This window comes from uncultured Aquimarina sp. (assembly GCF_947492965.1).
Classification (GTDB): domain Bacteria; phylum Bacteroidota; class Bacteroidia; order Flavobacteriales; family Flavobacteriaceae; genus Aquimarina.
This window is the reverse complement of sequence record NZ_CANLOZ010000003.1, coordinates 550537-575745: the sequence shown is the minus strand read 5'-3', so window position 1 is coordinate 575745 and position 25209 is coordinate 550537. Positions and strand designations below refer to the sequence as shown.

The 25209-nt window shown below is 34.5% G+C and carries 18 protein-coding genes; 6 read left to right on the top strand and 12 right to left on the bottom strand.

Annotated elements, in window-relative coordinates:
* Positions 1-15: 15 nt before the first annotated feature.
* Positions 16-1683, bottom strand: a complete 1668-nt coding sequence (locus Q1B37_RS10455; RefSeq protein WP_299898482.1) for a T9SS type A sorting domain-containing protein — start codon at positions 1681-1683, stop codon at positions 16-18.
* A gap of 204 nt (positions 1684-1887) precedes the next feature.
* Between Q1B37_RS10455 and Q1B37_RS10450 the strand changes: the two genes are divergently transcribed.
* Positions 1888-3648, top strand: coding sequence for an aromatic amino acid hydroxylase (locus Q1B37_RS10450; RefSeq protein WP_299898480.1), 1761 nt, complete (start codon positions 1888-1890; stop codon positions 3646-3648).
* Between the two features lie 69 nt (positions 3649-3717).
* Here Q1B37_RS10450 and Q1B37_RS10445 read toward each other — a convergent pair whose 3' ends face one another.
* The 9 genes from Q1B37_RS10445 to Q1B37_RS10405 form a co-directional block, all read right to left on the bottom strand.
* Positions 3718-4338, bottom strand: coding sequence for a hypothetical protein (locus Q1B37_RS10445; protein ID WP_299898478.1), 621 nt, complete (start codon positions 4336-4338; stop codon positions 3718-3720).
* 91 nt (positions 4339-4429) lie between these two features.
* Positions 4430-5404 (bottom strand): hypothetical protein, encoded by a 975-nt coding sequence (locus tag Q1B37_RS10440; protein WP_299898476.1) that lies wholly within the window; start codon positions 5402-5404, stop codon positions 4430-4432.
* 192 nt (positions 5405-5596) lie between these two features.
* Positions 5597-6007, bottom strand: coding sequence for a phage holin family protein (locus Q1B37_RS10435; RefSeq protein WP_299606130.1), 411 nt, complete (start codon positions 6005-6007; stop codon positions 5597-5599).
* Entirely contained in the window at positions 6000-6428 is a 429-nt protein-coding gene (locus Q1B37_RS10430; RefSeq protein WP_299606127.1) for a TIGR02594 family protein, read from the bottom strand. Before Q1B37_RS10430 ends, Q1B37_RS10435 begins: the two co-directional genes overlap by 8 nt.
* A gap of 530 nt (positions 6429-6958) precedes the next feature.
* On the bottom strand, positions 6959-10195 hold the full coding sequence (locus tag Q1B37_RS10425) for a M14 family zinc carboxypeptidase (RefSeq protein ID WP_299898475.1): 3237 nt from the start codon (positions 10193-10195) through the stop codon (positions 6959-6961).
* 275 nt (positions 10196-10470) lie between these two features.
* Positions 10471-10881 carry an SMI1/KNR4 family protein gene (locus Q1B37_RS10420; RefSeq protein ID WP_299898474.1) on the bottom strand — a complete coding sequence of 137 codons (411 nt, stop codon included), beginning with the start codon at positions 10879-10881 and terminating at the stop codon, positions 10471-10473.
* Complete coding sequence (locus Q1B37_RS10415; RefSeq protein WP_299898473.1) at positions 10881-13469, bottom strand: HNH endonuclease; 2589 nt, start codon at positions 13467-13469, stop codon at positions 10881-10883. The genes Q1B37_RS10420 and Q1B37_RS10415 overlap by 1 nt, the downstream gene beginning before the upstream one ends.
* A 113-nt stretch (positions 13470-13582) precedes the next feature.
* Entirely contained in the window at positions 13583-17011 is a 3429-nt protein-coding gene (locus Q1B37_RS10410) for a hypothetical protein (RefSeq protein WP_299898471.1), read from the bottom strand.
* Positions 17012-17013: 2 nt separating this feature from the next.
* Positions 17014-17169 (bottom strand): hypothetical protein, encoded by a 156-nt coding sequence (locus Q1B37_RS10405; protein ID WP_299606110.1) that lies wholly within the window; start codon positions 17167-17169, stop codon positions 17014-17016.
* A 289-nt stretch (positions 17170-17458) separates the two neighbouring features.
* On the opposite strand from Q1B37_RS10405, the gene Q1B37_RS10400 reads away from it, so the two are divergent.
* Both Q1B37_RS10400 and Q1B37_RS10395 read left to right on the top strand, forming a co-directional pair.
* On the top strand, positions 17459-18262 hold the full coding sequence (locus Q1B37_RS10400) for a S24 family peptidase (protein ID WP_299606108.1): 804 nt from the start codon (positions 17459-17461) through the stop codon (positions 18260-18262).
* Between the two features lie 192 nt (positions 18263-18454).
* Positions 18455-18877: a hypothetical protein gene (locus Q1B37_RS10395; RefSeq protein ID WP_299898469.1), complete on the top strand. Its 423-nt coding sequence runs from the start codon at positions 18455-18457 to the stop codon at positions 18875-18877.
* Here Q1B37_RS10395 and Q1B37_RS10390 read toward each other — a convergent pair.
* Together Q1B37_RS10390 and alaS are read right to left on the bottom strand one after the other, a co-directional pair.
* Positions 18874-19821 (bottom strand): GSCFA domain-containing protein, encoded by a 948-nt coding sequence (locus Q1B37_RS10390; RefSeq protein ID WP_299898468.1) that lies wholly within the window; start codon positions 19819-19821, stop codon positions 18874-18876. The genes Q1B37_RS10395 and Q1B37_RS10390 overlap by 4 nt on opposite strands.
* Positions 19822-19878: 57 nt before the next feature.
* Complete coding sequence (alaS, locus tag Q1B37_RS10385) at positions 19879-22512, bottom strand: alanine--tRNA ligase (RefSeq protein ID WP_299898465.1); 2634 nt, start codon at positions 22510-22512, stop codon at positions 19879-19881.
* Positions 22513-22688: 176 nt separating this feature from the next.
* On the opposite strand from alaS, the gene Q1B37_RS10380 reads away from it, so the two are divergent.
* From Q1B37_RS10380 to Q1B37_RS10370, 3 genes are read left to right on the top strand one after another with little or no spacing between them, the layout of a single operon-like run.
* Positions 22689-23666 (top strand): M23 family metallopeptidase, encoded by a 978-nt coding sequence (locus Q1B37_RS10380; RefSeq protein ID WP_299898463.1) that lies wholly within the window; start codon positions 22689-22691, stop codon positions 23664-23666.
* A gap of 5 nt (positions 23667-23671) precedes the next feature.
* The gene (locus Q1B37_RS10375; protein WP_299898462.1) at positions 23672-24790 is read left to right on the top strand and encodes a CapA family protein; all 1119 of its coding nucleotides are present in this window, start codon (positions 23672-23674) and stop codon (positions 24788-24790) included.
* A gap of 2 nt (positions 24791-24792) precedes the next feature.
* Positions 24793-25122, top strand: a complete 330-nt coding sequence (locus Q1B37_RS10370) for a MerR family transcriptional regulator (protein ID WP_299606090.1) — start codon at positions 24793-24795, stop codon at positions 25120-25122.
* Positions 25123-25209: the final 87 nt, after the last annotated feature.

Below are 25209 nucleotides of genomic sequence, written 5' to 3'. Positions count from 1 at the left end.
AAAATACCCCTTTTCTTATTCTACTATAATCTTTTTAGTAAAATCTCCTCCTTCGGAAAGGTTTTCCATGTATACAAAATACATTCCTGAAGCTATCGATGATAAATCTATGGTTCTTTCATTAGTGATTTGTCCTCTAGCAACTACCTGACCAAAAATATCAAATACTAGATAATCAAAAGTGCTTTCTTCTTCAGAAATTGTAATCATTCCTTCCGTAGGATTTGGATAAAGAACAATCTCTGTTGACGGTTCTCCACCTTCTCCAGGATCAGGATCATTTCCTTGTGACAGTGCATTAAGAGCTGTTTGACCCGTATTTGTTGGATCTAACCAATTAGATAATCTGGTAGCATCTGTAGTTCCGAAATCCCAAGAAATACTAAATCGTCCATAAAAATCAGGTGCTCCATTATCATCTGTTCCAGAACAAGCGGCTCCTCCTCCTGCTAATTGCCCTACTATTCTACCTTGTGGATCAAAAATCGCAGAACCCGAAGAACCTCCTTCTGTTACTCCTAAATCCCAATCATCTACTCTCCAAGTATCTACGGGATCTGGTATCCCTCCAATATTTACATTATCAGCTATTGTTGGACTTATATCTTCTCGACATACTTTCATAATATCACCATCTGGATGATGAATTCCGACCACAAAGTCAGGAGTATTTCCTGTACGATCCCATCCTGCCCATTCGATATCCCAATCTTGATCCAATCCGCCAGTAATCTCTACTAATTGCACATCAGATTCTGGATTTACGGCTAGTGGTGTTGCCCCACTTGTAGTTTGAAAATAATTAGAAGGACCATTATCTACACTATCCTCTGTGGTTGCGCAAACAGCATTTGTACTTATCCAATTAAATCGAAACGCCCAATTAGGATTAGCAGTACCACAATGATTCGCTGTAAGAAAATATGGTGCTCCATCTCTACTAGTGTTATTAATCAAGGTACCTGTACAAAATCCATTTGTTCCCACCAGAATAATACCCACAGCTTTTTTTACAATATCTTTAATACTATCAAAATCAGATCCTACAGGGCAATTTACATCTTGATTACAATCCCCAGAAGTGTTCAATCCCTTTTGAAACGCCTGGAAGTTACTTTTACTTCTATAGCCATGAACTACAGAACCGATATTTAATTTTCCTAAACCTCTAACAAGTTTTGGCTCATAATATTCTATTATTATATTATCACCATCGGCAAGCCAGGTTCCTATTGTTTCGTCTGGGTTATTCATTTTATCCGTATAAGCTCCTAGGTGAAATGATTTATCCTCGTTATATAAAAAAACTTTTCCTCCTTCGGGAAGTCTGAACGAATTAAACACAAAATTTAAGGTGTTTGCACCTTCCGATATGATTCGTATCCTCCATATTCTATCTCCATTTGGTAATTCTGTCCATACTCCTGCATTTGCAATCCCAAGATCTACTTTAAACTCATGACCGAATCGATATACCTTAGATTTATCCTGATCGTTTATAGCGTCTTCTTTCTTTAATGCTTCTAGATCTATAGAAGCCATCTTTACAGAAGGTATTTCTACATTATCTAATGTTTTGCTAAATTGTACTTCTGAACTTTTGGGAAGTTCATTAGTTACCTGACCAAATACCACTACCGTAAAAAGTAATGAAACACTAACACATATAAATTTTCTTATCATTGTATATAATCTTAATAAGATTGACAATCTTTTTCTTATAACGGACAAAGCGAACAAAAATTAAACTACTATCTATAATTATAACATAATATTAGAATAAAACCCTACTGTTCGTTAACAAAATTAGTTAATTAATTCTAATCTTAGTTTTAAAACTAGTACTTTTCGGAATCCAAAAATTAGCACACAAAATTTGATTTATACATGTCATCACCAATAGAATCTAATCCTTTACTTGATAGACTACCACCTCATCTTAAACAGTTCATCAAACCGCAAAATTATGATGAATACACACCTATAGATCAGGCTGTTTGGAGGTATGTAATGCGTAAAAACATTGCTACATTAAGCAAAGTAGCTCATAAATCATATTTAAAAGGGTTAGAAAAGACTGGAATTTCTATTGATGAAATTCCCAGTATGTATGGTATGAATAGAATTCTTAAAGAAATCGGATGGGCAGCTGTAGCTGTAGATGGGTTTATTCCTCCAAATGCTTTTATGGAATTTCAGGCATACAACATATTAGTTATTGCTTCTGACATACGACAACTCGAAAATATAGAATATACACCTGCTCCTGATATTATTCATGAAGCAGCAGGACATGCTCCTATCATCGCTAATCCGGATTATGCAGAATACCTCCGTCGTTTCGGAAAAATTGGCTGTAAAGCGATTTCTTCAAAGAGAGACTACGACATGTATGATGCCGTAAGAACACTTTCCATACTAAAAGAATCTCCTGATACAGATCCTAAAGAGATTGAAAATGCGGAAAAAAGAGTAAACGAACTACAAAACCAAAAATCAGAACCTTCTGAAATGGCACTGATAAGAAATCTGCATTGGTGGACGGTTGAGTATGGTTTAATAGGAACAGTGGAAGATCCTAAAATTTATGGTGCAGGATTACTCTCATCTATTGGAGAAAGTGAGTGGTGTATGACTGATAATGTAACAAAACTTCCTTATCATCCAGATGCTGCGTTTCAAGATTTTGACATTACGAAACCTCAACCTCAGCTTTTTGTAACTCCTGATTTTGCTTATCTATGTCAGGTATTAGAAGAGTTTGCTGATACAATGGCCTTACGAAAAGGAGGTCATCGAGGACTTGCAAAACTAATAGAATCTCAAAACTTAGGCACTATAGAGCTCAGTACTGGTCTACAAGTCTCTGGTGTTTTTACTAGAATGATCAAGAATGAAGACAATGAAGTTATTTATTTTGAAACCGAAGGTCCTACTGCTCTTTCTTTTAGAGAAAAAGAATTAATTGGACAAGGAATTGATGCACATCCAAATGGATTTAGATCTCCATTAGGAAAACTAAAAGGAATCAATCTAGCGATAGAAAACATGTCTCCAAGAGATTTAAAAGCTTATAACTTTTATGATGGAGAACATATTGAATTTGAGTTTGAAAGTGGTATTACGGTAGCTGGAATCAACGTTACTGGAATGCGTAATATCAAAGGAGAACTTATCCTTATTCAGTTTAAAGAATGTACTATCAAATATAAAGATGAGTTCTTATTCAGACCTGAATGGGGAACTTTTGACCTAGCTGTAGGAAAAGAAATTGTTTCTGCTTTTTCGGGCCCTGCAGATGATTATTCTTTTGATATGATTACTCATAATCCCAATATGAATACCATAAAAAGGTCATATACCGATCAGGAAAAAGAATTACACGCTCTATATCAGGCTGTAAAAAATGTTAGAAATGGTGAAAACACAAAATTTTCTCTGGAAGCGGTTTTTGCGATTATAAAAAAAGATCATTCCGAAGATTGGTTATTACCTATAGAAATTTATGAATTGATTTACGATCGAGATGCAAACTTTGCAGATAACATTTTACAACATTTAGATAAGATCAAAGCAGCTAAACCTTCTATCGCTCATTTAATCGATAGTGGTATTGAAATTATTACAAAAAAAGCTTTAATCAGCTAGTTAAAACCATATATACATATATCAGACCAAAGCATCATAAACCTTGGTCTGATTATTTATCTTCTTCGGTTATTTTATTCGAAACCCTACTCCTATATGATGGGTTACATTAGATAATCTACTAAAATTAGATCTATAGCTTACGAACCAATCTCCTTTCCTGTTATATTGAAGTCCCAAACTAATATTATTAAACTGTCTTTGATTACCACCTACTTCTCCAAAAGCATACAAACCACTTCGATAAGCCTTCGGGTGCTCTATAGTATTTGTTATTTTAATTTCTCTAGGGACTTTTAATTTATAAGAAAAACTACTGGAAAGTAATTCTCCCTTTAACAAATTGTAACTATAAATCTCTAGATCATCCTTAAATAAAGTATCCCGGTATTCTCTAGCTTCCTCAAAAAGAACTTGTTCTTCTTTTGTTAAAGCTTCTTTTTCCTTAACATTTAGATTAATTTTTGTAGATGCTACCTTTTTAGGAATATACACTGTTTTATATTTCTCGGTTTGTAAATAAAATGTGTCTATTTTAACCTGATAGACAGTATCTGTCATAACAGTAACCTTAGGACTTTCTGATTGTATATTTTGATCAGAAGAACATTGTTTTTGAGCCAAAATATATACAGACAAGACTACAATAATAATCAACAGCACTTTATTGCTCGACATTTTATACCACATTCGAATATATTTTAAATTAGAAAGGTATACCAGATTGAAGTACATCAATCTGGTATTTTTAGAGTTATTTGAATTAATGAACTAATAAGAATTAGACCACATTATCCAAGGCTATTTTCAAACTTTTAAGAGATATTTGAGCGACTATCTTTCTGGGATTTGTTGCAGTTGTTAATTGTAAATTTCCGTTTACGATATCAATGTTTTCTATCATACGATCATTCATTACTTCAATTTGATCCGCTTCTGTTTCTATGAAAATCAATTCAAATTTTAGAGAGACATCTTCCAGAAGTTTATTAGTAATTGGACCACTATACGATTGCATCCTATAACCCGTATAATTATTATAGGAAACAGTTTCTTTTGTGGTATCCACAATTAAAGAAAGAGGATGTTTGTTCGCTCTGATTTTAACTTTACCTTTATTTTTAAAATAGGCAAATGCTCCTGTAGAAGAAGAATACACGTTTTTTACAAAGAAAAAACTCCCCATGGATGTACCATCAGTATCAAGCAATTTATCTACTTCGATAAAATCGGTATCAAAAGTAATTTCATCTGCTTTTACGTTAGCATAGGTTCTAACATTGTGTTTTAAAACAGAATTCTTTAATGCTCTATATTCACCTTCATTTATAGACACCTTATTTTTTAGTGCTACTGTAATCGCATTATTACGAACAGGGTTCACAGACGCGTCAGATAACACACTATCCACTGTGATATTACCACCAGTTGACGATAATGATGCTAATTTCTGTTTTTCTGCATCTGTAAAATCATTAGAAGATAATCCTTTACCATCCTCAATAGTTACTTTATTAGTTAGTGCTTCTAGTAATCCGTTTATCTGGTCAATATCCCAAGAGTTAGGAATATTTAGTACGGTTCCATCCGTAAATTCAACTAAAACAGCTTCATCATTATCTTCTATTACCTTCTTTACAAGTTTCCCCTCATTTTTATGATAAAAACCATCTATTAATTCTTCATATTGCTGTTCTGTTGGAACATCTCCAGTTTCGAAATATGATTTTAATTCTTCTTTTGTTTTTATAGACATTCTTTATGTATTTCTATTAGTTATTATTCTATTTCATTAAAAAAACCACTACACTTTTGCGAGTATCAATCCTAAATTTTATCATATAATCGTCCACGCAACTACCTGCCAGGTATTACTCATACGCAAATGCTTAAAAAATAAAAAACCTAAGATTGTGTTATCTAAAGTGTAGTGATTCTGATCATCTCTCTATTTTTTTCCTTCTTTAGAGATGGTATTTATGGTCTCAGAAATACCTCCTGATCTTAGCATACTTACTAAAGCTTTAAAAAGGTCTATTCCATAAATTTTATTGAAGTTTTCTAAAATTGATTTTATCTCTGTAATGGCTATAAATCCAGCAATTATTTTAAGAAAAGGAACTTCATCTACGATAAAAGTTTCTAATAAGAAAGATGCTAGAATTACCAAATTATAGATAAAAAATTTAGAGATCGTATTACTTATTCGTTCGCTACTTATAGGAACTTTGTTTTTATAGGATGCATATGAACCTGTAATAAAATCCACCAGAATCAGGAAGACCATTGTCATCATCACTCCATTCACTGGGGACAGGATCGCAAGCAGCCAAAATAATATATTAATAATCTTATCCATTTTTTGTTAATTTTTTATACTCTAAAACTCGATTTTTAGGATATGCCTGAATACACACCTTATTGTTTTGATTTCCTCCCAGAACATATACAAATCCTTTTGTTTCTTTGATAAAAAAACCAACATGGCCTTTCCAACTGGTTCGGCTTTCTCTCCATAAGACTACAACATCTCCCACACCTGGAGTGTTTGTAGATTGTCCAACATTAAGCCAACTTCTAGCCGTAAGCTTACCAGAATAGGAATAACCAGATTTTTTAGCTACCCAATTAGCAAATGCACTGCACCAAGCAGTTTCATCATGCAATTGAGCGCCATCAAAGCCAAGTTCATTAAAATAGGAAATGATCTGTGGATGATCTTTGGAGCCATTAATCTCCGTAACGCCATACTGAGATAGCGCCATTTCTAAAATATTCATCTGTTTTTTGTTTTTTTAGTTTATTTGACTATCAGATGTAATTTGCCATTAACCACCTAGGTTACTACCTACATAGTAATCATGGCTTATTTCACATGTTAAAAATGATTGATTACTCCCACGTAAATAATATTGTTCAAAAAAACACTTAATTCACTCCGAAAACTGGTGATATGTTTGCCTTTTTTTTGAATCTTTTTAATTACGCAGAACTTGGTTAATTGCACTTAAAAAGAGTGAAGTTTTTAGGCTTAATTATAATACCTGCAGGAACCCAAAAACCCGTTCTTTTTTTGCACATTACACAGTAAACTGTTAATACACTCTGATCATTGAATCGTCATCAAAATCAATGATTTACAGTGCTTTGAAAAGCGTATACAAATATACGAATACATTAAGGTTTTGAGAAAAATTTCGCCTACTACCTACTGCAACTACGGGATGAAAAAAGGTCAAAATTCAAAAGAAAAACTCTTCGAATTTTGACCTTCTAAAAAAGATATTTTATTGCTTATAAAACAGAAAAACTATTGTACTATAAATCTTTCTATTCTTTTATCAGACTGATCACCAACTTGTAACAAATACAGACCATTAGATAAATTACTTACATCTATTTTTCCGTTATCGAACTTTGAATTTATTAGTATTTGACCTGCGTAATTATAAACTTTTATTTCTGTATTTGAATTATTAACTCCATCAATAAAAAGAATTCCGTTCGTTACAGGATTAGGATATAACCGAAGTTTTGCATTATTATCAAAATCATCCGTATTGTTTATAGTTGTTACCACCTTTGCGCTACCAATATTTACGGTGTAATCCTCCACCTCTCCATAGGTAAAGGTTTCGCAAGGAGTAGCCGTAGCATTATATTTTAAAGTCACTCTCATTCTTGTCGTTCCTGATAATGCACTAGAAGGCACCGTAAAATCATAAGATTGATTTGCATCACTTCTGGTAGATTCTGAAACAATTTTCTCCGAACTTTCAAAAGTTCCACTCTGATCATAATCTATCCATACATTCCAGTATTCCGTATATACCGTACCAGTGTAATTTAGGCTGAGAACAATAGTGTTTTGTCCATAAGCAATTGTTCCTGTTTGGTTTGTATAATCAGAGTATCCTGTTGTTGCTCCAGAAGTATTATCAATTCCTCCAATACTTACGTAGTCAATAAATTCATCATTTACGTTATTACCTTGACTATCGCAATAAGTAATTACAACTCCTGTCGTGGTAATAGTAACGTCGTTACTTTCAGCTGAACTGTTACCAGCAGCATCTTTAGCAATCACAACAAATGTATATGTAGTATTTGGGGTTAATCCACTTACTGTGGTGTTTACAGAAGTTGAACTAGCAAAGAGTGTTGTTCCCTGATACACTTCGTAAACTGATACTCCGATGTCATCGGTAGATGGATTCCAAGATAAATCTACAGTTGTTCCTGTAACATTTGATGCTGTAAGGTTTGTTGGTATGGAAGGTGCTTGCGTATCTGGTGTGCTAGACATAATCGCAAAATCATCTATTGCTATGTCACTTCTGAATCCATTTCCGGTAGTCCCCTTAAACTGAAATTCAATTACAGATCCGGCATACGACGATAAATCTATCGATGCCTGATTCCATTGATTCCCTTGACTTCCGCTTCTAGACCAAAGGGATGTGTAGCTTGCTCCTTCATCTGTACTAACTAATACTTCTAACGATCCCATATTAGTTCCATTCATATGATACGCAAACTCCAAGGTAGCTCCACTAAGGTTTCCTAAATCAATACAAGGACTATTTAACAAAGCAACTTTTCCTGGATAACCACTGCCATTACCTGAAGCTTCGGTGAATAAATAAAAAGATCCTTCTTGAGCAGAAGACGGTCCTGTTCCACTGGATGGAGTTCCATTACTATCTCTTGTCCAATTTATATCGTCATTATTAGCATTTAACCAAACACCCAAATCGGTTTCAAAACCTTCTGTATACGGAAATGTGCTAATTCCAGCACATGCTGGAGTTGCCGTTGTTGTAAATGAGATAGCATCGCTATAAGGAGATGTAGTAGCTCCCGAACAGATGCTACGAACTTGAGCTTCATAAGTAGTTTCTGATAATAATCCACTAAGTGTAGTCGTATTTGTCGATAGATTTACTACTGTCCAATTTGTCGTTCCTATTTCCCTATATCTAAGATCAAAGGTAGCTCCAGCACTTCCTGTCCAGCTTAAACTAGCGCTACTAGACTGTACTGCAGATGCGGTTAATCCTGTTGGAGCTACCGCTCCAATCGGAGTTAGCTGCACATTTTGTATGACTGCCTGATCATCAGCGATCACCACATTTGTAATGGTTTTGGACTCATAGCATTCTGCTTCATAAAGCACGTCATATACTCCAGCTTTGATAGGTCTGTAATAATCTCCTTCTGGTAATTCGGTAGGAGTCCAGGTTTCATAATTCTCTTTTCCAACTACTGTTATTTTTGCATCAATTGCCTGATTAGTTACTGCATCGATAACCACACCTCGAATTCCATAATTGACTTGTTTCAAAAATCCGATAAGTGCTTCTTGATTATAATTCCAAAAATTGACCAATTGATTTGCGGGAGGAGTTTTAGCATTCGAAAGTTCTACCGTTACTTCCCTTCCTTTATGAAAATAAATTTGATAATCTTGTCTTCCTCCCTGTACTTCATACCAAGCATATCCGTTTGTAATTCCATTGTTAAGAGCATCAAAGTATCCATTTGGACTATTTTGCTGGCAAAAATCTCTATATTCCTCGGAGATGTGAATAAAATAATCTTGATCTGGATGTGCTCCAGCGTAGGTGTCCCAAGGATAATTAATCAATTCAATTCCTCCGTGAAAATTTGCAGATAGCACAAAATGTTTATCGGCTGCAAAATTCATAAAATGTTGGGTTTCTATCTGATGACTATTCCCATCAGGATTTGGCCCATCATCTGGATCTGGATAGTTTCGATTCAGATCTACATTATTAGCATTCCCTCGGGTAGCATTAGCTACCGAAGTATTATTCGCACTATTTCTAAACGTTCCATCTGGATTGGCTAGTGGATTAATCCATACCTCATTATTATCTAACAATTGTTTAATTTCTGCATGTCTTGGATGCGAAGCGTCATTATAGGTATTTAACAAAAAATCAATAAGATTAAGCATCATAGGATATCCTGCGATCTCATCACCATGCATAGAAGATGTATACATCACTCTGGGTTCTTGTTCATTAGCCGATACGTTATCCGAAAGTTTTACAAAAAGTATTGATTTATCCCCTTCTGTAGTTGCACCAATATTTTCCACCTGACAAATAGTAGGATTATTCGTTGCAAAATCATTCATCATACTTACATAATCTGCGTACGTTGGATAGGCTGTTAATGGAAAGGTTGCAGCTTTTACGGAAAGATCCGAAGTCATGGTTTGATAACCAACAATATTGTCTTCTTTACTAACTGTGAATGAGACGTTTCTTTGCAAAAACTGATCAAATTGAGATTGATTAGCCATAAGCTTAAGAATTCCAGTACTTTCATCATAATTAACAACTGAAAGTCCCTGACTAATAGATTGTATTTGTAAAGGGTTTTTAATAGCTATATCAAATATTACTTCTCCTTTAAGATTTATATATTCAATAGCTTGTTCTTTTGGAGTTTGCTGTGCAAACATAGGATAACTTAGGATCATGCCGATCCATAAGATAAACGGAAGTGTTTTCTTCATGGTTTTAAGAGTGTTTGTGTAAGTTCTGCCTTGGTTAAGAAGCAGTGTTTAATTTTAAATTGGTTTTAACAATCTTAAAGATAGGATAAAAAACATCAAAAACCCCTTCTAAACCCTAATCTTTTCCATCAAACACACCCCAGTAAATCAATAGATTAACTATTTAAAATCGTTTTACAAGCTTGTAAAAACTATCATCTTTTAAGGGGAAATATCATAAAAAAACCGCTCAGATTGAGCGGTTTTTGGGATTATAATTTTGTTTTACACAGCTCTTATTCTTCAGTTAAACCATTCATAAACTCTTTAAATGAGTTTGCAAGTAATTCAATATCTTCATCATCATCCATATCATGATACCAAATAAAAATCTTCCCATAGTTTTTCTCATCCAACGCGATACATATTTGATTCCCTCCACCATCGTAAGCAAAAGGAAAAAAACCATCGGGTAAAACATCTGAAATAACATTTAATGTCTCTTCCAAAGTTCCAGAATCTCCATACTTTATTGGGTAAAAATAGCTTAAACGGGTGTCTCCAAAATAATCCTTATCAGGTTTACCTCCATTATAAATCAAAATATGTGATTTATAATCTATTGGTAATATAAAACCTTGCTCTTTTTCAAACTCGCTTAATTCTTCTGGTAATAATTGTTTTTTAGTATTTTTAAAATTAATCATTATAAGTATTTTTTGATATCCAATAATTCCTGTAATTGTTTAGCTGATCCAAAATGCTTGTATGTTGCTGTGTGTATAGTGGATTTTACTAATTGCATAGTACCTTCCAGGTTTTCATCCAAATCATCAAGATGATGCCAGGTATAGCCTTCTGGAATTTCGTCCAATTTCATAAGCTCATTTGCTTGTGCAAAATCAACATCTCTTGAACCGGTAATTTTTATTTTTACTTTTCCAAATTTAGCATTTCCTTGATACAAATATTCAGTTAATCCATCAAAATCTGGTGAAGTACCGCTTTTACTAGTTGGAATATCATATCCCTTATCCAAAGTTTTGAGTTGATTATATTTTGTAGTCTTTCCTCGCAATGTTTTCTGCATTTCCGATATCAACTTTCTTCTTTGCTCCAATGGTTTATTAATAAACTCTAAGAATTTCGGCACATCATCCGGTAACCCTCTAAATACAATCTTACCATTACGATCCACTACGTCTAAGGTTTTTGTTGCCCTTGGTTTTCTTTCTACTTTTAGTTTTTTCTTTTTGAGAATAGAAAGCATTTCTTCATTTAACCCAGAAGCAATTTCATCTAAACGCTGTTTCAGTTGGTTTCGATTAACTCCTGCTTTTTTATTAAAATCCGTTAAAGCATTAAAGAAATTCTGGAATGGCCCTTCATAAATCACATCTCCGTATTGAGTTACAACCGCTCTTTCCGTTCCATTAAGTAGAGTTCTAGCAATATCTACTCCTAAATCCTGTAGTGCTCTTATCAAACCCTTAGCAAATTGAGCATAAGCATCTATTTTCTTCCCCACTTGCAAAACCTCATCCAACCATTTCCCTAAATCATCTAAAAGCTTTGGAAAATCATTCAGTTGTTTTTGTATTTCTCTGATGATAGTTAAAATGCCATCGATTGTAAATTTGATGGCCTTTTTAGAAGCTCGATATACACCTCTAATCAAGCTTTTATAAGAATCAGCAGCCAGTTTTAGGGCTGTTCCTACGGTTTTTGCACCTCCAGTAAGAATCGCAAACACCACCTCTTCGACAATAAACCCGATTAAATATCCTATTCCATACCCTAATTTATCAGAGGAAATAGATGGTGGAGACGTCAGGAATTTCACAAAAAGCCCAATCATAAACTTAAAGAACGCTTTGATATTTTTTAGCGTAAATAATTTTGCAGTAGTCTCCATAGCATTTTCGAAAAGCTCCACAAATAAGCTAAACATAGATGCTGGAGTTTTGGCAGTTTGCTCGTGTGCTTTATTGATTCCTATAACAATCTTGCAGATCAACCCTATCAGATCAAAAATACCTTTAATGACATCAACCAAACTATTGATCAGTCCTACTAAAAAAGAATTGAGAAAAATAAAATAGCTTTTGGTAAACAACAGCACCTGTGAAGCAACTTCTTTTAGAAATGATTTCCCTTCATTAATAAAATCAAAAAGGACACTTACTTTTTCTTTTACAAAATCACGAATCAACTGAAAAGGGATTTTATCAATTCCTGTTTGCAACTGACTCTCCAAAGCATCTAACTTTTGAGTAAATCCACTTAATAACTGATCATAATCTATATTCTCATTCAGTGTTTCTAATTGTTCTATCAATTCAAAACCTGGAAGTATTGGACTATAAGTTTTATCAGGATTTCCTTCTTGATCATATGCTTTCCAGTATTTACTTCCTATCTTCAGGTTATCTTCGATACCTTTGGAAACAGCATCCATCGCATCTGCTACTTTTTCTAAAGCAAAATTGGCAGGAATATTTACTACTTCGATACCTTTTTGAAATACATTTCGAATCAGATAAAAAACACTGTCTTTGTCTTTTACATGATCTTCTAACACATCTTTGATCGCAGAAGAATTAACTCCAATTTCAAAAGTTTTGGTTAATTTGGCAATATCATTAAATGGAATTTCAGTGCTTTCAGTAATCTCATCACCAGAATTTACTCGTATCACCGAACCAAAGGTGTTATAAGCATCGTCTTTTTCCACAAACATGACAATCTCATTAGGACCGAATTGATCTATTTTTTGATAAGCACGTTCTAGTTTTGCTCCATCTTTGGTAATAAATAAAATCACTGATAATTCCGACCCTTGCAATTGCTCACTCAACAACGTAAGATCTGGCGCGAATTTTTTCTTGTTACCTGTTCCTTTAGCGGTAACTACCACCTCATCTAAAATCACAATTTCAGGATTGAAAACGAAGTAATTTCCTTTAAACTCAAAAATTTCTCTTTGGGCAGAAAACCCAACAATATTTCTCGTTTCTCCTGTTGATTGAAATTGGCCAAACTTTTGCAAATATTCTTTTGTAAAAAGATCTGAATATTCGATTCCTGAAGGCGTAATTCTTGCGTAAGAATTGTTATTCTCATCCAAAGTAACTTGTTTATAAATAAGAACTTCTGAGAACAATGAACTGGACTGGTCTAGTACTTCTATTTGATCATTGAAAACCGTTATATTGGGAAAGGGTTGATATTTTTTATTAAAATTTCTAACCCCATAATCGTATGCATACATAATTACTTTCTTTTGTATTAACATTTATTTTAGGGCATACAGCATCCCTATCCCCAAGAATAGGGACACTTGTATGCGATGAATAGCAAACCATTTTTCAGGTTTTATAACTCATCATTCCTTTATAATTGTTGGGATTAAGAAACCGCTGTTTCTCCAATAATATCAGTACCTACTCCTTGTGAAGTCTCATTACCTCCAATAAGATTATCGGTTTGCTGGATAGGATTGCCATCAGAGTCAAACTGTGTCCAATCGGCACAATCATCATCGCATGGTAATCCTTCTACATTGAGACCAATAGATCCTGCTTGAATTACGGTAAGCGAGGTCGGAACTCTAGTTTCCCAAGTTTCTTCAACTACACTTTCTGGGTTACGTAATTCTTCTACGATAGATACAAATTCTGGATCATCGATTGTCGGCACTTGTCCGCCATTCCAGATTTGACCTGTTGCTAAATACCAGTTAACCATTTCTTCGAATCCAGGCCTTACGGTTACAATAACTCTGGCCATACCACTTTGCAAGAATGCTTTGAATAGTGGATCGTTATTCTCGATAATGTATCGCTTAGACCAATTATTTTTACTTGCCCAATAAAATGGATAAAATTGATAGCTCATAATATCCCATTCGAAGGCTTGTTCGAAGAACTTTACTTTGGCAGCATACGCATCTAATCGATCACTCGTATGATCTGGACGATATTCATCTAGCTTATTCTGGTTACCAGTGAACATATTGAGTCCCATATTTTCATGACCTAATAAATATGTGATACAATTCTTGCGTAAAACGGTTTTTTCTATTTGGCGATAGAATCCTGGATTGGTCTTGAAGGTTTCTTCTTGTAATTGCTTTTGTTCTGCTAACTTCTCTTCATATTCAGCTAACTTAGCTTCATACGCCTCGATAATTTTACCAAAAGAATCCATTTGCCATTGTTGCTTAGCTTTATCTGTTAAGACGCATTTTGCAACAACATTTACGCGAATTCCTCCCACATCGGAACCAATTACAGAAACTCCTAATTCATTTTCTACACCATTTAGATACAAGGTTCTTTCCTGATCCCAATACGCTCTTCCGGAAAGGCTAAAACTTTTATCACCTACAGAAATCGTAGCATAACTTAGCTCTATTCTATTTGGAACAAACACATAACCTCCATTTACATAAGCTCTAGTAGCTTTGTACCCTTCTGGAATTCTTAGGCTAAAGTCACTTGCACCAGGATAGTTGTGCGAGCTTAAATAACTGGTTCCAGTTACACTAAATGAATCAGAAACATTCATTTCTTTTGCAATACTATCGACTTCTACATTGTAAATCCCTGCCCAATGCGCTAAAGTACTATCAGTAATCTTCCTAAAATCTTTAAGATTCATTGTTCCTGAAGCTGTTCTAGGATCTAATGGTTTTACTAATACCTCTGCATCGCTATCTCCTTTTAGTTTAACCGCCAGATCGTGAAAAGCAGCAGGTTCAGGCACCATAAACTCATACATTAATCGTTTCCCATAATTAAGGATTCTATTATTGTAGATTTTATCAACCCAACGATATACTCCAGAAATATGCTTATCTCCTTCTCTGTTATCAAAACCATGCGAGCTATTTTCTTCGTATTCCTCAATTACCTTGGTAACTCGCTCTTCTCTCACTTTTTGAACTACGCGATCTAAAGCTCGTTCTGTTACTTCTCTTGCTTGACTTACCGCCTGAATATCAGATTCTTCTTTACTGGTATTACTTGCAAAACTTGCATTAGCACTAGCATTAAATCCGGCATTAGAATACGAAACTCCTGCTGATGCAGCAAATGATCTATCCTGCGCTAGAACTGAAGCAATCTCTTGATTCATCTCGAAACGACCTGTGGAAGTAGTTTCCGTTAATGTTTCTAATTCTTGTTCTGTAGCAACAATTACTGTATCTTCTTGCCTTCTTAATCTTCGAGTAGATTTTTCTTTGTACTCACGGGCCATAATGTTCTCGATATGAGAAACTTCTCCTGGCACATAGCAACAAACTTCTTGTTCCACTTTGCGATAATCTGCAATTCCCAAACGCTGAATTCCAAAACCATTTGGTGCTTCCTCTTCTGGAGTACCCGTATCTCCTCCAGAAACTAGAATTAATGATCCTGTAGCACATTGAGTGGGTGTAAAATCTGGAATATTGAATTTGTATTTCGCACCATTTGAGAAGGTTATATTCCCTTTGAAATTACTAACAGGTTTATCAATTACAATTCCGGAATAGAGGCTTAAAGAAATACTATTATTAAATTTTCTTTGTCTAAAAAACCCATTGGTATTTGATGTTCCATCGGCATAGTTCATATGATACAAAGTACTAGTAACATCTAGGGATGTATCAGGAACTTTGATCGTCATGATGATAGAATATCGATTACTTCCCAATTCTGACAAAGAACAGCAACTAAATGTAAATGCCTGTCCAGGATTGATTTCTGATACTGGTAATGTTGCTCCCAAAACACTCACTTGTTTGGTTCCTGATGAGGTGTTTTCAGAAATAACCTCAGCATTTTGTTTGATCTGATCATTGATCACATCTTTCACTTCTTCTAAAGAGTCTATTGCCAAATCTGAAACCAAAGTATTTATGTAACTTTTGGTTTTTTCTCCCAATAATGCTAATACCTTAGGATCTTCCAACTCATTAGTTATAGAAAAATCATATTCTGGAAGGACTAGATTTTCATATTCCTGAACTACGATATTATTTCCCGATCCAGGATCTTCTATAATTTTATCAATAATCGTAGCATCCTTGTACGCTTTTGACACCAACCCATCATAATCTCTTTGGTAAATTTCTCTAGCCTTTTCATTTTCCCTTACATACACTGTTTCTGCACGTTCAACTTCTTTTAAAATCAAACTCAACTCTTCATTTTTCTCGATAGCTGTAGCAATATCCATTTCTTTCTGAAAATCCTTTGCCATCACTACCGGAGTTGGAAGAGGATCAGATCCTTCGTCATCATTATTTTCGAATAAAGATTTGTCGATGATCACTCGTGATTGTGCCATCTTTCTGTAAGCTTCATCGGTTTTTTCTAATCGTACAGATTGTTTGATAAAATAATCCGCTACAATAATAGAAAGTAACAAATCTCTGAGATACGGAGAACCACTTGTTAGAATACTGTTGTGCAAATCATTCCAAAGCGATTTTAAGGCTATAGTTGATAAGGTTTCACCGGCTACATCGGCTACTCTATCATCTGTTTCTACTACCGTTAATTTAGTTCTATTTGTAATTAACCATTTTGCAAATTCAGCCAAATCTGGAAATGCTTTTTTAACATCCTCTACAGTTTTAAATTTAGGAACATATATAGAAGCAACTGCAGTTAATTCGTTTCGAGAAACATCCGCAGTCTCATCTGTGATCAAAGCAGAAGCCACAGCAACATCTGTTTGAGCCTCTGGATAACTGATAAATCCAATTCTCTTTTCTTCATCTCCAATTAGCTCTGCAGAGCGCATCGTAACAAATCGATACAGTGTATTCTTAATGTTTTGACTCATATTTAGTCTTTTAAAATATTATAAATTGTTTTTTCGGAAATGAAGAGCTGTTCAATCAGCTCTTCAACGATGACTTTCATTTGTTTTTCTGAATTGTTTTGTACATAATTATGAACAAACTGTTTACGCTTTTCTAATAACAGTTTACTTCGTTGCATAGGTCTCTTATTTTAAAATTAGACACAAAAACATCACCCTATTCAAACAAAAGTTTGAACAGTTACCCGTCTAAAGTGATTTTAGCACGACGTCTTATACTATTTCACCTGAAAATGTTGCAATAGAATTAATACAAATGTTTGATCATGAATTCTTTTTCGTATTTTAGCAACTAATTACAGTACAAATATACAACATTTTACAGAAATTTACAACAAAATGCAGAAAAATTCTGTAAAATGTTTAATTTTATTTTCATCATATGTTTTTAACAAAAAGAATGGGAAAATGGTAGAAATTGACACGAAAATAAGGGAGATAATAGATTTTTTTGGATTAAATAATCATTCTTTTGCCAAACGAATAGGAGTCACCAGCACAACAATAGATAGCATTACCACAGGAAGACTGCAATCTGACGGCTCTAGAAAACGAACCAAACCTGGGTACGATTTATTAGAACGTATGATTGAAGAATTTTCTATAGATCCCGAGTATCTTTTTGGTAAGAGCAATCAAATATTAAAACAAAAACAACAAGAAATTTCAACATATGGTGGAATTCCGCAAGTTGTTGCTGTAAATCAAGAAGGAGACGAAAATGTAGTTTACGTACCCATAAAAGCACGTGCTGGTTATTTAGATGGATATGGAGATACCGAATTTATAGAAACACTTCCTTCTTTTAACATGCCTCATCTTACCAATGGAACCTTTAGATGTTTTGAAGTACAAGGAAATTCTATGGTGCGTACGTTTTTTGATGGAGATTTGGTTTTTGGGAAGTATGTGGAAGATTTACAGGATATAAAAGACGGAAGGATCTACGTAATTGTAAGTAAGAATGACGGTATTGTGTTAAAACGAGTAATCAATCGCATTGAAGAAAGAGGTAAGCTTATTCTAAAATCTGACAATAAAAACGGAAACTATCCTACCTATACAATAAATTCTGAAGAAATTATGGAAGCTTGGTATGTTACCATGTTCGCTTCCAAACAAATGCCTGAACCTGTAGATGTTTATGACAGGCTTCATGATTTAGAAACTAAAATTGTTTTATTAGAAGAGGAATTAAGGAGAAGTCATTAGATAAAGATCGGGCGCAACCACCGTAGTCATCACCCGATCTCACGTAAAAAAACCTCACAATAAAGACTTTTATACTTATATCTATCCTTCCTTTTGTCTTTCAATAAATCAAAAGGTTAACATTTTATAGTGTATATTTATGGAATATTTTTTGATATTATTTTTCTTCAAAACCTACTAACCTTTTGAAATATGAAAAATTTTAATCTTTTATTCTGCGTCGTTTGCTTTGTTTGTATTCAAATACTACCTGCGCAATCGCTACAAAATCCGTCATTGACAAAGAAAAAGAACGTTCAGAAAACTTTAATTATAGATTCTATTCCCGTTTCTGTGTCTAAGAACTATCAATTAACAGGAATCAGTAAGAATAATGTAGACTATCGACTTTTTTTTGGTGCCTCAAGAATTTCTGATTACCCAGTTTTTGGAATCTCAAGATCTCGTCCATTTGTTGCGGTTACGAGCAATGCTTTTACTCATGAATTCTTATTTGACCCATTTACATCTTATTCTGTAGATCGAAGAAATTGGGACAATCCTTACAATACCACTTCTCTTGGTGCAGGAATATTGGCAGGAAGTCTGCAATTATTATCTGGTTTCCTAAATTAGAACTTAATAAAAGAATATTGCTGCTGGATTTGTAGTTTTTTTTGTTCTAATTTCTGAAGAAACTGATGATGTTGGTCGCTATCGGGATTAAAAGGTCGATGTGCTATCCCGTTTTGTATTTCATTTACCTTATCCATAGTCGGCAGGGCATTTTCATCAATCCAGGTTTGCTTAAAACGTTCCCAGATATAATCAATAGCTAATGAACTGGGATGAATCATATCTTCTTTATAAAATCGATAATCCCTAAGTTCATCCATCATAATCTCATAAGAAGGAAAGTAAGTACTATTCTGATCAACGCTAATAATCTGATGTATTGCAGCGATAAGATGCGACTTGCTACGATTATTTTCTACAAAACCGTCTTTACTATGTCTAACAGGAGATACTGTAAAAATTATCTGAACACCTGGATTAAAACTTCTGATCAAACCAACACTATTCTGCAAACATTGCACTACTTCGGCAACGGACAATATTTCTTTAGAAAATTCTTTTTGAGGAATTTTATGACAATTTGCTACAATCATGTCTAACGCTTGCAGTCGATATACCCAGGCTGTTCCTAGGGTTATACAAATATGCGTAGCAGATAGCATATCATTATATGTATGATCCAACCCTTGATTTAGTGTATTCAACACTGTTTTTTGATCTGGGTGACTCAATTTAGAATGTGCATCAAAGCAATGCCATCGTTCGTTATGAAAAAATAAATCCGTTTCGGTATACTTTTCCTGCTGAGTAGCCATCCACAAAAATGTCTCAATAGCTTTGGGATGAAAAAGTATACCGAAAGGATTTACTAAAGACTTATATTTAAAGTACGAGAACTTCTCTCCAATATTTTCAGCAAAACACGATCCTAGTAACACTAGATTAGAATCATAATTGATTTTAGGTTGCTGAGGTTTTAAGGGTATGTTGGTTTGTAAGTTCATATATATTATATCTCACAGAGACGCAAATAAGGTTTCACTCTACATCTTAACGAGCTATCAGTTTAAATATTCTTTTACTTTTTCTAAGGCTTCTTCGATACCTGCTGGATTTTTACCACCTGCAGTTGCAAAAAACGGTTGACCACCGCCACCACCTTGGATATATTTTCCAAGTTCGCGAACCACCTTACCAGCATTAAGCCCTTTCTCTTCAACCAAGTTTTTAGAGATATAACAGGACAATAATGCTTTGCCATTATTATCCGCTCCAAAAAGCATAAATGCATTTGATACTTCTCCACCTAATTCAAAGGATAGATCTTTAATTCCTGCTGGATCTAGATCCACTTTTTTACTTAAAAACTGAATTCCATTTACTTCTTCAAATTCAGCTTTAAGATCTCCTTTTAGGTTTTTGGCTTTATCTTTAAGAAGCGCTTCTATTTGTTTTTTAAGACTTGCATTCTCCTCTTGCAAAGCAGTAATTGCTTTTACAGGATCTTTTGCATTTTTCAATACTGCTTTTACTTCCGAAAAAGCTTCCGATTGATTTGTAAAATAATCTTTAGCAGCATCACTCGTGATGGCCTCTATTCTTCGAATTCCTGCAGCAACAGCACTTTCAGAAGTAATTTTAAAATGCCAAATATCACTAGTGTTTTGCACGTGAATTCCTCCACATAATTCCATAGACTCTCCAAAACGAATTGCTCTTACTGAATCCCCATATTTCTCTCCGAATAATGCTATTGCACCTTCTGCAATTGCTTGATCATAGGATATGCTTCGCTTTTCCTCCAATGGCAATCCTTCTCTAATTCTAGCATTCACAAAATCTTCTACTTGCTGTAACTCATCTGCAGATACTTTAGAAAAATGAGAGAAATCAAATCTCAAATTCCCACTATGTACCATCGAACCTTTCTGAGCTACATGAGTTCCCAAAACAGTGCGCAATGCCTGATGTAATAAGTGTGTTGCCGTATGATTAGAAGCAGTTCTGGTACGTTGTTTTGTATCCACTACTGCCTTGTAAGTTTCTCCTAAATGCTTCGGCAAACTTTTAGCAAAATGGATAATCAAATTGTTCTCTTTTTTAGTATCAACAATATATACCACATCTCCATTGGCAACTTCTAAATATCCTTTGTCACCTACTTGACCTCCACCTTCTGGATAGAACGGAGTTTGATCTAGTACTAATTGATACAGCTCTCCATCTTTCTTACTATTTACTTTACGATAGCGAGATATTTTAGCATCTCCCGTAGTATGATCGTATCCGATAAATTCTTCTTCAGCATCTGGCAATAAAATTTCCCAGTCTCCTGCTTTTACTTCAGAAGCTGCTCTGGAACGGTCTTTTTGTTTTTGCAACTCTACTTCAAAACTCGCTTCATCATATTCATATCCTTGTTCACTTAAAATAAGTGCTGTTAAATCTTTTGGAAAACCATAGGTATCATACAACTCAAATGCTTTTTCTCCCGAAACTACTTTTCCTTTGGTATTCTTGATCACATTATCCAACAACACCAATCCTTGGTCCAAGGTTCTTAGAAAAGAATTTTCTTCTTCCTTAATTACGTTAACAATTAAGTTTTTCTGAGATTTCAATTCTGGAAAAGCATCACTCATCTGATTGCTAAGCGTATCTACCAATTTATAGATAAAAGGTTCTTTGGTATTCAAAAATGTGAAACCGTATCGGATAGCTCTTCTTAAAATTCTACGAATTACATATCCAGCACCTGTATTACTAGGCAACTGTCCATCTGCAATCGAAAAAGATACTGCCCTAAGGTGATCTGCAATTACCCGTATAGCAACACTAACCTTACCACTATCCTCAGTTGGGATACTATCTTTATCATACGTACTATTCGTAATCGTTTCTATTTCTCGAATTAACGGAGTAAATACATCTGTATCATAATTCGACTTTACTCCTTGCAACGCCATACACAAACGCTCAAATCCCATTCCTGTATCTACATGCTGTGCTGGTAATTTTTCTAAAGAACCATCAGCTTTACGATTAAACTGCATAAAAACCAGATTCCAAATCTCTACTACTAATGGATCATCCTGATTCACTAAATCACGTCCAGGAATTTTTGCCTTCTCTTCTTCAGATCTTAGATCTACATGAATCTCCGAACACGGTCCACAAGGCCCTTGGTCTCCCATCTCCCAGAAATTATCTTTCTTGTTTCCCATAATGATACGATCTTCTGGAACTATTTTTGTCCATAAATCGTACGCTTCTTGATCCATTTCCAGATTTTCATCTTTTGCTCCTTCAAAAACTGACACATACAAGATATCCTTATCGATACCGAAAACATCAGTTAGCAGTTCCCATGCCCATTCGATCGCTTCCTTTTTAAAGTAATCACCGAAACTCCAGTTCCCTAACATTTCAAACATAGTATGGTGATACGTATCCATCCCCACTTCTTCCAAATCGTTATGCTTACCACTTACTCGCAAACATTTTTGGGTATCTGCAATTCTATTATTTTTTGGTATCCCGTTTCCTAAAAAGAACTCTTTAAACTGGTTCATCCCGGCATTGGTAAACATCAGTGTAGGATCGTCTTTGATCACCATGGGTGCAGAAGGCACTATGCTATGTTTTTTGGATTCAAAAAACGCTAAAAATTGGTTTCTGATGTCTTGGGATTTCATTTTTCTTCTATTTTATTTCTTATCAGTTAGTTATCGATAGTTCTAACTTCCCGACACCATCGATAATTGTCAGTTTTTTCTGGACTTTGCGACAATTTATTATATTTGTTGCAGCCTCAAAGTATAAATTAGCCTGTTTTTGGCTAACATCCTGCAAAAATAGTATATTTTAGATTATGTCAAAGGTTAAATATTACTACGATAGCGAGACGCTATCTTATCGTAGAATTGAGCAAAAAAAGGGTCGTAAATTTGGTTTTGCCATCTTGGGGATTCTTGGTGCTTTTTTAGCAGGCTTCATCCTTCTGGTAATCTACCTAAATATTCCTCAATTAGAAACTCCTAAAGAGAAAGCATATAAAAGGGAATTAGACAATATGAAACTGCAATATGAGCTTATGAACAAGCAATTGAAAAAAGATCATGCTGTTCTTGCTGAAATTGCGGAAAGAGATGATAATATTTACCGCTTATATTTTGGTGCACCACCAATTCCTGAAGAAGTACGAAGTGCTGGATTCGGTGGAGTAAATAGGTATAAAGGTTATGAAGGTTACGATAACTCTGAAATGATTATTGAAAGCCAAAAACAAATAGATAAACTTACCAAACAAATCGCTGTTCAATCTATATCTTTAGATGAGATTAAAGAATTAGCAGAACAGAAAGAAGAATTACTTGCCACGATTCCCGCAATTCAACCGATTGAAAATTCTGATCTAAAACGTATGGCCTCTGGTTATGGATGGAGAAGTGATCCTTTTACCAAAGCACGAAAGTTCCACTATGGAATGGATTTTTCTGCAGCTACAGGAACCCCAATTTATGCTTCTGGAAATGGAACAGTTACTCGTGCAGATGCAAACTCAAGCGGTTACGGAAAACATATAAGAATAGATCACGGGTTTAACTATGTTAGTTTGTATGCTCATTTAAGCAAATACAACGTAAAGAAAGGACAGAAAGTAAAACGTGGAGATATTATTGGATACGTAGGTAGTACCGGTAGATCCGTAGCGCCTCACCTTCATTATGAAATATTTAAAGATGGTGAACGTATTAATCCTCGTAACTTCTATTATGGAAGTTTAACTTCTGAGGAATTTAATGAAATGCTAAAAGCTTCTTCTCTTATTAATGAAACTCTAGACTAGTCTATATGCGCAAAGCACTTCTTTTTGTAATTCTAATTGGTTTTAGCACTACAATACAAGCTCAGAAATTTTCAAAAGAAGCCATTGACTCCATGACCACAATTGTGGAGGATTTTAAACTAGAAATGGAAAAACTGTCTGCTCCCAAAAGCATAAAGTTAATGGCTGTTGGAGATATCATGATGGGAACCAATTTTCCTAACGAAAGTTACTTGCCTCCAAAAGACAAAGGACCATTCGATAATGTGAACATAGTATTGCAACAAGCAGATATTCTTTTTGGAAATCTAGAAGGCACGCTTACTGACGAAGGTAAAAATGCCAAGCGTTGTTCTGACCCTTCTAAATGTTACTCGTTTCGTTCTCCGGAATTCTTTGGTCAATATTTAGAGGAAAGCGGGTTTGATGTAATGAGTGTTGCGAATAACCATATTGGTGATTTTGGTGCTGTAGGTATTAAAAACACAGCTAAAACTTTAGAGAAACATAATATTGCCTATGCTGGAATTTTTGCACAGGAATCTACTATTTTCGAAAAAAATGGAATCACGTACGGATTTTGTGCCTTTGCCCCAAACAAAGATTGCGTAAAAATTCATAACTTAACCAAAGCAAAAAGGATAGTAAAGGAACTGAAGGAAAAAGCAGATATTGTAATTGTTTCTTTCCACGGTGGTGCAGAAGGATCGGATCATACGCATGTACCTAGAAAAACAGAACGTTTTTACGGTGAAGATCGCGGTAATGTATACCTGTTTGCACATACATTAATAGATGCAGGAGCAGACGTTATTTTAGGCCATGGACCGCACGTTTCCAGAGCTTTTGAAGTATATAACAACAAGTTTATTGCTTATAGTTTAGGAAATTTTTGCACTTATTCTAGATTCAATTTAACCGGAATCAAAGGATATGCACCCATAGCAGAGATCGATATCGATCCGGAAGGTAATTTTATCCAAGGCAAATTACATTCTGCTAAACAGATTGATGAGATCTATCCGTTTATGGATGACAAAAAAAGAGCTCTAAAAGAAATTAAAAAATTGACAGAGGAAGATTTTCCAGAAAGCAATTTGGTATTTAAAGAAGATGGGAGTTTTACCCAACAAAAAGAGAACTAAATATGTACGTAGACTTACCCAAAAAATTATATTATGGTATTGGTGAGGTAGCTGATGCATTTGATGTAAATGCTTCTCTTATTCGTTTTTGGGAAAAGGAATTTGACATTCTAAAACCTAAAAAAAATGCCAAAGGAAATCGAAAGTTTACTCCAGAAGACATTAAAAATTTAGAGCTTATCTACCATTTGGTAAAAGAACGAGGTTTTACCTTAGAAGGTGCTAAAACTCACCTTAAAGAACAAAAGCAAGAAGCTTTAGATAGCTTTGATATCATCCGAAAATTAGAATCTATACGTGCTCAATTGTTAAAGATTAAAGAGCAGTTGTAATACGTTTTCCTCCCATTTGATAAAGTCTAAATAGTTTTTTTCTTTTTTTTCATCAATAGAAGACAGAAGTCTGATGACCTAATTAGG